Origin of the sequence: Burkholderia sp. AU44665, from assembly GCF_030504405.1 — a bacterium.
GTDB lineage: Bacteria > Pseudomonadota > Gammaproteobacteria > Burkholderiales > Burkholderiaceae > Burkholderia > Burkholderia semiarida.
Window position 1 is genome coordinate 793,164 of the sequence record NZ_JAUJRI010000001.1, and the last position, 12,042, is coordinate 805,205.

The 12,042-nt window shown below is 69.6% G+C and carries 6 protein-coding genes; 4 read left to right on the forward strand and 2 right to left on the reverse strand.

Annotated elements, in window-relative coordinates:
• Window positions 1-256: 256 nt before the first annotated feature.
• The 3 genes from QZM15_RS03515 (at window position 257) to QZM15_RS03525 (ending at window position 9,368) form a co-directional block, all read left to right on the forward strand.
• A complete protein-coding gene (locus tag QZM15_RS03515; protein WP_302105815.1) occupies window positions 257-6,301 on the forward strand; it encodes an alpha-2-macroglobulin in 6,045 nt (2,014 codons plus the stop codon).
• A 10-nt stretch (window positions 6,302-6,311) separates the two neighbouring features.
• Window positions 6,312-8,555, forward strand: a complete 2,244-nt coding sequence (gene pbpC / locus QZM15_RS03520; RefSeq protein ID WP_302105816.1) for a penicillin-binding protein 1C — start codon at window positions 6,312-6,314, stop codon at window positions 8,553-8,555.
• A 123-nt stretch (window positions 8,556-8,678) separates the two neighbouring features.
• Window positions 8,679-9,368 (forward strand): hypothetical protein, encoded by a 690-nt coding sequence (locus QZM15_RS03525; protein WP_059585008.1) that lies wholly within the window; start codon window positions 8,679-8,681, stop codon window positions 9,366-9,368.
• Between the two features lie 29 nt (window positions 9,369-9,397).
• Here QZM15_RS03525 and QZM15_RS03530 read toward each other — a convergent pair whose 3' ends face one another.
• On the reverse strand, window positions 9,398-9,919 hold the full coding sequence (locus QZM15_RS03530; RefSeq protein WP_059585007.1) for a GNAT family N-acetyltransferase: 522 nt from the start codon (window positions 9,917-9,919) through the stop codon (window positions 9,398-9,400).
• Between the two features lie 21 nt (window positions 9,920-9,940).
• Complete coding sequence (locus QZM15_RS03535) at window positions 9,941-11,188, reverse strand: multidrug effflux MFS transporter (RefSeq protein ID WP_059585006.1); 1,248 nt, start codon at window positions 11,186-11,188, stop codon at window positions 9,941-9,943.
• Window positions 11,189-11,482: 294 nt separating this feature from the next.
• On the opposite strand from QZM15_RS03535, the gene QZM15_RS03540 reads away from it, so the two are divergent.
• A complete protein-coding gene (locus QZM15_RS03540) occupies window positions 11,483-12,025 on the forward strand; it encodes a hypothetical protein (RefSeq protein ID WP_124862158.1) in 543 nt (180 codons plus the stop codon).
• Window positions 12,026-12,042: the final 17 nt, after the last annotated feature.

Here is a 12,042-nt window from a genome sequence, read left to right on the forward strand (position 1 = left end):
CATTGGCGCGGACCTGAAATGTACGCGCACAAATCGAATCGAACAATCTTTTTATAGTTCATTAAATGTTCCGCAATCCGGCGTAATCGACATTTCGCTGCATTTTTGTGTCGTCGACGCGACAAATCTGCGGCACGCCTGCCCGTGTCGCGCGCCGACCACACACTGCCCCTGCACGCCGCGCTGCGCGCGCACGGCGGTCGGTTAGAATCCCGTGCAATCAAACAGAAAGCTTCCCTCCGAGGGCAATCGAGCGATGAAGCAACGCGACAAGCACAACAAAGAAATCGACCAGACCAACCACACGGCCCGCCTGCTCTGGCGCATCGGCGCCGTCGCGGCGCTCGGCGGCGCCACGGCGCTGTCGCTGCATGCGGGCGCGGCGCGCACAGTGAGCGTGTCGCCGCAAGGCACCGTCACCGAAGTCCGGCAGAGCGTCGTCAAGTTCGACGAACCGATGGTCGCCTTCGGCTCGGCCTCCGCGCCGAATCCGGCGCGCATGACCTGCAACGATTCGACGGCCGCGCGCGGCCAGGGCCACTGGCTCGACGACAAGACGTGGGTTTACGATTTCGAAAGCGACCTGCCGCCCGGCGTGCGCTGCTCGGTCGCGCTCAACGACACGCTGCGCTCGGTCGCCGGCAACGCGGTCAGCGGCCCCCGTCGCTTCACGTTCCAGACGGGCGGCCCGTTTCCGGTATCGGTGCGCCCCGGCTCGCGCGAGATCGAGGAGCGGCAGGTCTTCGTGATGAAGCTGAACGGCCCGGCCGAGCCGCGCTCGGCGCTCGCGAACATCTGGTGCGAAGCGGCCGGCATCGGCAACCGCATTCCCGTCATGGCGGCCGACGACGAGACGCGCAACGCGCTGCTCGATCACTTCGGCTGGAAGAAGGAGGCGGCGCGCGTGCTGACGCTGTCGTGCTCGCAGGCGCTGCCCGCGAGCGCGAAGATGCAGCTCGTGTACGGCAAGGGCGTCGCGAGCCCGAGCGGCATCGCGAACGACACCGAACGGCGCTTCGATTTCACCGTGCGCGCACCGTTCGCCGCGAGCTTCTCGTGCGAACGCGAGAACGCGAAGGCGCCCTGCACGCCGCTGCGCCCGCTCACGCTGTCGTTCAACGCACCGATCTCGCGCAAGCAGGCCGAAGCGATCAAGCTGCGCGGCCCCGACGGCTCGCTGTCGCCCACCTTCGCGGCCGACGATCGCAGCGAGGAAGTGACGACCGTCACGTTCAACCCGCCGCTGCCCGCGCAGGCCGGCCTGACCGTCGAGCTGCCGTCCGGCCTGCACGACGTGACCGACCGGCCGCTGTCCAATGCCGACCTGTTCCCGCTCGCGACGCGCACCGCGCCGATGCCGCCGCTCGCCAAATTCTCGTCGGGCACCTTCGGGATCGTCGAGCGCTTCGCCGAACCCGATACGCCCGCGCTGGTGCCCGTCACGTTGCGCAACGTCGAGGCCGACCTGCATATCGCCGGCCTCAATGCAGGCGGCGCGCAATTCGCGAACCTGAAGGTCGAGAACGACACCGCGATCCGCCAATGGATGCGCACCGTCGATCGCTTCGACAACTGGTCGATGACGGCCGGCTCGATCGACGACCAGATTCCCGGCCTGCTGGAACGCAAGGGCCAACACCCCGTGTACGTGCCGCTCGAGGCCGGCGAAAAGCAGCCCGCGCCGAAGAACCGCCGCATCGACGTGCGCTCGCTGTCGCTGCTGACGGGCGAGCCCGGCGCGCAGGTGCTGACGCTGCCGAAGGCCGACCCGAAGACGCTGCGCCCGTTCGAGGTGGTCGGCGTGCCGATCGACAAGCCCGGCTTCTACGTGCTCGAACTCGCGTCGCCCGCGCTCGGCCGCTCGCTGCTCGCGAAGCCGTCGAGCATGTACGTGCGCACCACCGTGCTCGTCACGAACCTCGGCGTGCACCTGAAACAGGGCCGCGAGAACAACCTCGTGTGGGTCACGACGCTGGACAAGGGCAAGCCGGTGCCGAACGCGCAGATCCGCGTGTCGGACTGCAACGGCGACGAAATCGCGGCCGGCAAGACCGACGCGCAGGGCCTGCTGAAGATCGACGGGCCGTTCGAGCCGAAGCGCGCGTGCAACGCGTCGGAAACCTTCAACGACTATTTCGTATCGGCGCGCGTCGACGATCCGAAGACGGGCCCCGACATGGCGTTCGTCAGCTCGGGCTGGAACCGCGGGATCGAATCGTGGCGCTTCAACGTGCCGACCGACACCGACAGCGCGCCGACCGTGCGCGCGCATACGGTGTTCGACCGCACGCTGCTGCGCGCCGGCGAAACCGTGTCGATGAAGCATTTCATCCGCACCGAGACGCTGCAGAGCCTCGCGTTCCCGTCGCAATACCCGACGCGCGTGACGATCCGCCATCTCGGCACGGGCCAGACCTACAAGCTGCCGCTCACGTGGGCGGCCGACCACAGCGCGGACTCGCAGTTCACGCTGCCGGCGGCCGCGAAGCTCGGCGAATACGGCGTCGAGCTCGAAGGCGGCCCGGAAGATGCGCCGACCGCCACTTACTACAGCGGCAGCTTCCGCGTCGAGGCGTTCCGCCTGCCGGTGCTGAAAGGCTCGATCGGCGCGCGCGACGCGCAGAAGAGCCCGCTCGTCGCCGTGAAGGAAGCGCCGCTCGCGGTGCAGATCGACTACGTGTCGGGCGGCGGCGCATCGAACCTGCCGGTGCAGGTGTCGGCGCTGATGAAGTGGGCATCGCCGCCGTTCGCCGATCGTTTCGAGGATTTCAGCTTCACGCCGTATCGTCCGGACACGAACGACGGCAACGCCGACGACGATGCGCAGGACGGCGACAACACGTCGTCGGCATCGAGCAACGATCCCGACGCGACGAAACTGATCGCCGACAAGCTGCCGCTGACGCTCGACCGCAACGGTGCGGGCACGGTCACGCTCAAGGGCCTGCCCGACGTCGACGCACCGAAGCGCATCGCGCTGGAGGCGACGTTCGCCGACCCGAACGGCGAAGTGCAGACGATCCGCGGCGACACGATCCTGTGGCCGGCCGCGGTGGTGGCCGGCATCAAGGCCGGCCGCTGGGTGTCGGTCGGCCAGCGCGTGCCGGTGCAGGCGCTGGCGGTCGACCTGCAGGGCAAGCCGCGTGCGTCGGTGCCGATCGAGATCAAGGGCGTGGCTCGCATCACGACGTCGTCGCGCAAGCGCATGGTCGGCGGCTTCTATGCGTACGACAACAAGAGCGATACGCGCGACCTCGGCGTGCTGTGCTCGGGCAAGACCGACGACAAGGGCCGCATGGCCTGCGACGCGACGCTCGGGCAGGCCGGCAACGTGCAACTGATCGCGGTCGCGAAGGACGGCGACGGCCGCACGTCGAATGCGTCGACGTCGGTATGGGTCACGCGCGAGGACGAACTCTGGTTCGGTGGCGACAACACCGACCGGATCGACGTGATCCCCGAGAAAACGTCGTACGAACCGGGCGAAACGGCCCGCTTCCAGGTGCGCATGCCGTTCCGCTACGCAACCGCGCTCGTCGCGGTGGAGCGCGGCGGCGTGATGGAAACGCACATCGTCGAGCTGAACGGCAAGAACCCGACCGTCGACCTGAAGGTCGGCGAATCGTGGGGGCCGAACGTCTACGTATCGGTGCTCGCGCTGCGCGGGCGGATTCGCGAGGTGCCGTGGTACTCGTTCTTCACGTGGGGCTGGAAGGCGCCGGTCGAATGGGCGCGCGCGTTCTGGCGCGAAGGCCGGCACTATGAGGCGCCGACCGCGTTCGTCGACCTGTCGAAGCCCGCGTTCCGCTACGGGCTCGGCGAGATCAAGGTCGGCACCGGCGTGCATCGCCTCGGCGTGACCGTGACGACCGACGCAACGCGCTACACGGTACGCGGCAAGGCGCAGGCGCACGTGAAGGTCACGCTGCCGAACGGCCAGCCCGCACCGGCCGGCACGCAGATCGCCATCGCGGCCGTCGACGAGGCGCTGCTCGAACTGATGCCGAACAACAGCTGGGACCTGCTCGATGCGATGCTGCGCCGGCGCGCATACGGCGTCGAGACGGCCACCGCGCAGATGGAGATCGTCGGCCGCCGCCACTTCGGCCGCAAGGCCGTGCCGGCCGGCGGCGGGGGCGGCAGCGCGCCGACCCGCGAGCTGTTCGACACGCTGCTGCTGTGGAACCCGCGCGTGACGCTGGATGCCAACGGCAGCGCAACCGTCGAGGTGCCGCTGAACGACGCGCTCACGCGCTTCCGGATCGTCGCGATCGCGGCGGTCGGCCCCGACCGTTTCGGCACGGGCAGCACGTCGATCCGCAGCACGCAGGATCTGCAACTGATCTCCGGCCTGCCGCCGCTCGTACGCGAAGGCGACGCGTTCCGCGCGCAGGTCACGCTGCGCAACACGACCGACCGCGCGATGCAGGTCGTCGTGACGCCGCGCGTGACGGGCCTCGACGTCGCGCCGCAGACCGTGTCGCTGGCGGCGAATGCGGCGACCGAGGTCGCGTGGACGGTCACCGTGCCCGAGCAGGCGCTCGATGCGGCCGGTGCGCTGAACTGGCGCATCGAGGCGGCCGAGCAAGGCGGCAAGCGCGCGTCCGATGCACTGGCTGTCGCGCAGAAGGTGGTGCCCGCGCTGCCGGTCACGGTGCAGCAGGCGACGCTCGCACAGGTCGACGGCACGTTGACGGTGCCCGTCGCGGCCCCGGCCGGCGCGGTCGGCAACGCGCAAGGCATACCGCGCGGCGGCATCGCCGTATCGCTGCAGTCGAAGCTCGCCGACGGCCTGCCCGGCGTGCGGCGCTGGTTCGAGCGCTATCCGTACCGCTGCCTCGAACAGCAGACGTCGCGCGCGATCGGGCTGCGCGACCCCGCGCAATGGCAGGCGCTGATCGCACGCATGCCCGTCTACCTCGACAGCGACGGCCTGGCGAGCTACTTCCCGCCGTCGTCCGACGATTCGCACCACGGCAGCCCGACGCTGTCGTCGTACCTGCTCGTGGTGTCCGACGAAGCCAGCCGCCTCGATCCGCGCTTCGCGCTGCCGGAAGACCTGCGCACGCAGCTCGAGGCCGGGCTCGCGCGCTTCGTCGACGGCCGCATCGAGCGCAACGCGTGGGCGCCGCGCCAGGATCGCGACCTGCGCAAGCTCGCCGCGATCGAGGCGCTGTCGCGCTACGGCGCCGCACAGGGCCGCATGCTCGGTTCGATCGAGATCGCGCCGAACCAGTGGCCGACGTCGGCGGTGATCGACTATCACGCGATCCTGACGCGCGTGAAGGACATCCCGCAACGCGACGAGAAACGCGCGCAGGTCGACCAGATCCTGCGGGCGCGCCTCACGTACCAGGGCACGCAGCTCGTGTTCTCGACCGCACGCGACGACGACCTGTGGTGGCTGATGACCAGCAACGAGACCAATGCCGCACGTCTCGCGCTGGAATTCGCGGGCGACCCGGCATGGAAGGATGAAATGCCGCGCGTGACCGCCGGCCTGCTCGCGCTGCAACGCCAGGGCGCGTGGCAGACGACGACGTCGAACGCGCTCGGCCTGCTCGCGGTCGAGCGCTTCTCGCGTACCTACGAGAGCACGCCGGTCGCCGGCGCGACGAAGGTGGCGCTCGGCGGCGACGCGCGCTCGATCTCGTGGTCGCAGCCGGCATCGGCCGCGCCCGCCGATACGCCCGCGTCGGCCACGCCCGCGACCCGCGCGGCCGCCGCGCGCAGCGTGCTGATGCCGTGGCCGCGTGCGTCGCAGGGGCCGGCCACGCTGTCGGTCACGCAGGACGGCACCGGCCGCCCGTGGGCGACCGTCGAGAGCCTCGCGGCCGTGCCGCTGCGCGCGCCGTTCGCGGCCGGCTACCGGATCACGAAGACCGTCACGCCCGTGTCGCCGGCCGTCAACGGCGTGCTGACGCGCGGCGACGTCGTGCGCGTGCATCTCGACATCGATGCGCAGAGCGACATGACGTGGGTCGCCGTCAACGATCCGATCCCGGCCGGCGCGACGATCCTCGGGTCGGGCCTCGGCCGCGATTCCGAAGCCGCGACGCAGGGCGAGAAAACGCCCGACGGCGCATGGCCGACGTTCATCGAGCGCGACTTCGACGGCTACCGCGCGTATTACGACTATTTGCCGAAGGGCAAATTCTCGGTCGAGTACACGGTGCGGCTGAACAACGTCGGCACGTTCGGGCTGCCGCCGACACGTGTCGAGGCACTGTATGCGCCGTCCGTGTACGGCCTGTGGCCGAACCCGCCGATGACCGTGAAGCCGGCCGACGCGGGCAAGTAACGAGACCGCGATGATCGATCTGGCTTTGCCGCGGCCGGCGCGTTTCGCCGGCCGCGTATTCGTCGCCGTCGTGCTGGCCGCCCCGCTCGTCGCGCATGCGCTGCCCGGCTACGACGACGTGCGCCGCACCTGGCGCAGCTCCGACTGGGTGCTGCTCGCGCGCGACGGCACGCCGCTGCAGCGCACGCGCGTCGACCTCACCGAGCGGCGCGGCGACTGGGTATCGCTCGCCGACGTATCGCCCGCGTTCCGCGAGGCGATCGTCGTGTCCGAGGACAAGCGCTTCTACGAACACAGCGGCGTCGACTGGCGCGGCATTGCCGGCGCCGCGTGGGGCAACCTGTGGAACGAGCGCACGCGCGGCGCGTCGACCGTCACGATGCAGCTCGCGGGGCTGCTCGGCGATTCGCCGCGCCGCTCGGGCCAGCGCTCGCTGCCGCAGAAGGCCACGCAGGCCGTGAACGCGCTGTGGCTCGAACGCAGTTGGCGCAAGGACCAGATCCTCGAGGCCTACCTGAACCTGGTGCCGTTCCGCGGCGAGACGATCGGGCTCGGCGCGCTGTCGCAGGTGCTGTTCGGCAAGGCGCCGTCGGGCCTCGACGCGCGCGAGGCCGCGATCGCCGCCGCACTCGTGCGTGCGCCCAATGCGGCGCCGGCGAAGCTCGCCGAGCGCGCATGCCGGATCCTTCGCGACATGCAGGCCGGGCAGGCATGCGCGTCGCTCGACGGCTACGTGCAGCTCGTCACCGCACGCCCGGCCAATGCCGTACGCGACGAGGGCGCCGCCCTCGCCCCGCACTTCGCGCGGCGCATCGCGGCCGAGGTCAGGCCGGCGGCCGGCGCGCAGGTCCGCACGACGCTCGACGCGCCGTTGCAGCGCTTCGCGCGCGACACGCTGATGCGCGCGCTGACCGAACTGAACGCACCCGCGCACCGGCGCAACGTGCAGGACGGCGCGGTCGTCGTGATCGACAACGCGACCGGCGAGATCCGCGCGTGGGTCGGCTCGTCGGGGGCGCTGTCGAGCGCGCGCGACGTCGATGCCGTGCTCGCGCCGCGCCAGGCCGGCTCGACGCTCAAGCCGTTCCTCTACGCGCAGGCGATCGACGAAAAACGACTGACCGCCGCGTCGCTGCTCGACGATGCGCCGATCAACCTTGCCGCCGGCGGCGGCCTGTACATTCCGCAGAACTACGACAAGGATTTCAAGGGCTGGGTGAGCGTGCGCAGCGCGCTCGGCGGCTCGCTGAACGTACCGGCCGTGCGCGCGCTGGTGCTCGTCACGCCGCACCGCTTCGCGCGCACGCTGACCGCGCTTGGCCTGCCGCTCGCGCAGGAAGGCGATTACTACGGCTTCAGCCTCGCGCTCGGCAGTGCGGACGTCACGCTGCTGTCGCTGACCAACGCCTACCGCGCGCTCGCGAACGGCGGCGTCGCGCGCAAGGTCGTCGACCTGCCGGCCGCCGCACCCGCGCCGGCATCCGGCGCATCGGCGCCTGCGCGGCCGGACGCCGGTACGCGCGTGTTCAGCGAGGCGGCCAGCTTCGTCGTGACCGACATCCTGTCCGACAACAACGCGCGCGTGCGCACGTTCGGCTTCGACAACCCGCTCGCGACGCGCTTCTTCTCGGCGGTCAAGACCGGCACGAGCAAGGACATGCGCGACAACTGGACGATCGGTTTCACGTCGCGCTATACGGTCGGCGTGTGGGTCGGCAATGCGGACGGCTCGCCGATGTGGGACGTGTCGGGCGTCACGGGCGCGTCGCCCGTGTGGTCGGCCGTCGTCGGCTACCTGCACCGCGACCTGCCGAGCCGTGCGCCGCGTGCGCCGGCCGGCGTGGAGACGCGCCGGATCGCGTTCGAGCGCGACATCGAGCCGGCCCGCAACGAATGGTTCGTCGCGGGCACGGCGGTGGACACGATCCGGCTCGCGGCGCCCGCCACGCCGAGCAAGGACGGCGCGCGGGCGCCGCTGACGATCGGCGCGCCGACCGACGGCACGATCTTCGCGATCGATCCGGACATTCCGCCGAAGAACCAGCGGATCTGGTTCGAACGCTCGGCCGGGCGCGCGACGAAGTTCGCGTGGCGGCTCGACGACAAGGTGATCGGGCACGCAGACCGCGTCGCGTGGCTGCCGTGGCCCGGCAGGCACCGGCTCGAACTCGTCGATGCGCGCGGCAACGTCGCCGATGCGATCGGCTTCGAGGTGCGCGGCGCGTTCGCGAAGCCGGCCGCGCGCAAGCCGTGAGGCGGCGGGCCGGTCTTGCTGGCCGGCTGCATTCGCTTTTACGCCGGTTCACGACATAGAATTACAGTAGCGCCGCATTCCCGATGCGCACCGGTTGCCTCATTCTCTCGATCGCCCGCGACCATGAACCTTCGCCTTACGCGCTTCACCCGCCCCGCGCTGGGCGCATTGTGCGTCGCAACACTCGCCGCCCTCCAGGCCTGCAACGGCGAAGCCTGCTTCGGCGTCGACGCGTGCTTCAACGACAACACGCAAACCGTCTCGCTGTCAGGCACGGCCGCGACGGGCGACGCGCTCGCGAGCGCGCAGGTGGCCGTCAATTGCGCGGCGGGGTCGGCCACGACGCTGACGGACGGCGGCGGCAACTACCGGGTGACGCTCAACGCCGCGCTGCCATGCGTCATCACCGTGGCGGCGGGCGGCGCGAGCCTGCATTCGCTCGCCTACGCGGGCGGCACCTTCAATACGACGCCCGAGACCGAGCTGATGCTCGTCTATCTCGCGGCGCAACTCGGAACGAACACGGCCGGGCTGATCGGCAATTTCCAGGGCACCCTGCGCTACCAGCGGGCGATGAACAGCCCGGACACCGTGCAGGCCGCGCAATCGGCCGTGGTGACGAACCTGCAGCAACGCTATGCGGTCACGCTGGCCGCACCGGCGTTCCTGACCACGTCGTTCGTGGTCGGCCAACCGGGCGTCGACAGCGATCTCGTCGCGCTGGCCAAGGCTGGGGCGATCGATTCGAACGGACTGCCGGATCCGGTTGCCGTGTCGCTGTTGCAGCAGGCCGGCGCCGCGCATCCGCTGTAAGGAACACGAGACGGGGCAGGAATCGACCGTCAGGCGTTCGCTTCGCGCGCGTCGTCGGCCAGCAGCGCCCAACGCTCGTGGTCGCGCCATTCGCCGCCGATGCGCAGATAGCGCGGCGAAAACCCCTCTTGCCTGAACCCGAGCCGCCGAACCAGCGCGATCGACGCATGGTTGCCGGGCTGGATATTCGCTTCGAGCCGGTGCAGCCCGAGTTCGCGGAACGCGACGTCGACCGCCGCGCGCACCGCGTCCGTCATCAGCCCCTGGCGGCTGAGATTCGCCATCCCGTAGTACCCGAGATAAGCGCTCTGAAACACCCCGCCGACGATCTCGTTGAGATTCACCACGCCGACCACCGCGCCCGACGCCCGCTCGCGCGCGACCAATCCGACGTTCGGCCCCGTCAGGCAGCGGGCGAACCATTGATCGAACCCGGTCTGGTCGATGAACGAATCGACCCACGGCAAATGGTGGCTCCGGCTCGCGCGGTTGGCGGCGATGAGGTCGGCGGCGTCGGACCGGGCGACGCGATTCAGCAGGATCCGGTTCATCAGTCGGTCGCGAGCCGGCGCTTACGCCGCCTCGCCGCTCCCGCACACGACCGGCGCCACCTGCTGCCGCGACAGATGGCGCAGCAGCTTCGTCACCATCCATACGACGATGAACGACAACGCGACGAAGAACACCGCAAGCGGCGTCAGCACGTGAATCGACACGAAACCGGCCAGGCCCATCATCGCGGACGACACGAGCAGCAGCGCGCAGCCGAGAATCGCGCTCGTCAGGCCGGCGATATGCGGAAACAGCGAATTGCCCTTGGCCATCAGCGTCGGATACATCGCGCCCGCGCAGAAACCCATCACGAGCACCGGCGTCGCGAGCGTCCACACGCGCAGGCCGACGCTCAGCGCCAGCACCAGCATCGCGATCGACGCGCCCGCCATCACGCGCGCGCCGATGCGCAGCCGCTGCTCGGCGCTCGGCAGCCCGCGGCCGTGGATCCGGTTCGACAGGCCGCCCAGGAAATACATGAGGCCGATGCCGAGCGCGAGGTAGCCGAAGAAGGTCGGCGGCTTGTGCAGCGTGGTCTGCACCATGAACGGCCCGACGATGTTGAACACCAGCAGGATGCTGTAGCACAGCCCCTGTGCGAGGAAGCAGCTCTGGAACACGGGGCTCGCCAGCACCTTGCCGGTGTTCGCCATCAGCGTGCGCGGCTCGAGATGCACCGGCTTCGGCAAGGTTTCGCGGTAGCGCCACAGCAGCGCCCACATCGCCAGCGAGTAGACCAGCAGGAACACGAGGCACGCGCGCCAGCCGAACCATTCCTGCAGGTGCGCACCGATCACCGGCGCGATGATCGGCGCCAGCCCCCATGCGATCGACATGTACGTGAACGCATGCATCAACGCCTGGCCGGAGAACGAATCGGTGATGATCGCCTTCGCCAGCAGGTTGGTGGTCGCGATCCCGAAGCCCTGCAGGCAGCGCGCGAGCACGAACGTCTCCAGGTTCGGCGCGCCGAGCGACAGCAGGCAGCCGATCGTGTAGATCACGAGCCCGAACGCGAGCACGCGCTTGCGTCCGTACGCATCGGCAATCGGCCCGAAGATCAGTTGGCCGAGCGCGTAAGCGGCCATGTAGCCGGAAACGCTCGACTGGATCGCCTGCGGCGTGGTCGCGAACGAACGTGCCATGTCGGGCAGCGCGGGCACGTAGATGTCGATCGCGAGTTGGCCGGCGGACGCGAACAGGCAGATCAGGAACAGCAGGAAGCGCGGCGAATTCGACTCGCGCGCCGGAGTGAGCGTGGCGTTCATGACTGGGAAAGAGGTCGGGCAGCAGTGCCGCGACGTCAATGTTCGCGTGGCGAACATGCGTGCGGGGGTGGCGAATTCCGTATTGTGCCTGTTGTTGCACCGGGCGACAGGATTCCCCCTGGCGCGGGCGAGGTTGAATGCCGATCGCGGCACGTCCCGACATGCGCCGATCGGGCCGGCGGGCGGCGATTTTAATGTTGATTTAAGCCGACGGCCGCATTGTTTCGGGTGGCTCACTCCGTGAGCCGTACGTCATTGTTGATTCGATCAGTCTCGTTCGATGGAGATACGAAGATGCGATTCCGTTCGTATATGGCGGCGGGCGCGCTGGCGCTGGTGCCCGTGTTCGCGCTGGCCGGGCAAGCCGGCGCGGCGGCCGCCGCCCAACCGATGTTCGTCAATGTCAACGGGCAGGCCGTGCCCGTGAAGGCCGAAACGCGGGTCGTCCAGACGGCCGTCGGCCCGATGAAGGTCAGCACGTGGAGCTGGCACAGCCCGCAAGGCGGCGCGAGCTTCGAGATGCAGACGGCGTCGTCGGGCGCCATGCCGTCCGCGGCGGCGTTGCGGCAAATCCAGGCCGCGCAGTACCGGATGCAGGCGGCGCAAGCGCAGATGGTCGCGATGCAGCAGCAGATGATGGCGCTCCAGCACATCGCGCTCGCCAACGCGTTCGCGATGCCGATGCCGCAGCCCGTCGGGTTCGCGATACCGGCGTGGGCCGCGCCTCAACCGGTGCTCGTCATCGTCCCGGCGCAGCCGCCGATGCCGTCGGCGGCCCCGGCAACGCCGGCCGCTCCCGTCGCACCGGCCGCACGCGGCCCGGAAATCAAGGCCTGACGCGGTTCGCGCCACTC

Bases quoted from the DNA above. Each gene is read 5' to 3' on its own strand.
- QZM15_RS03540 (WP_124862158.1), top strand. From the start codon at position 11,483: ATGCGATTCCGTTCGTATATGGCGGCGGGCGCGCTGGCGCTGGTGCCC.
- QZM15_RS03530 (WP_059585007.1), bottom strand. From the start codon at position 9,919: ATGAACCGGATCCTGCTGAATCGCGTCGCCCGGTCCGACGCCGCCGAC.
- QZM15_RS03535 (WP_059585006.1), bottom strand. From the start codon at position 11,188: ATGAACGCCACGCTCACTCCGGCGCGCGAGTCGAATTCGCCGCGCTTC.
- QZM15_RS03525 (WP_059585008.1), top strand. From the start codon at position 8,679: ATGAACCTTCGCCTTACGCGCTTCACCCGCCCCGCGCTGGGCGCATTG.
- pbpC (WP_302105816.1), top strand. From the start codon at position 6,312: ATGATCGATCTGGCTTTGCCGCGGCCGGCGCGTTTCGCCGGCCGCGTA.
- QZM15_RS03515 (WP_302105815.1), top strand. From the start codon at position 257: ATGAAGCAACGCGACAAGCACAACAAAGAAATCGACCAGACCAACCAC.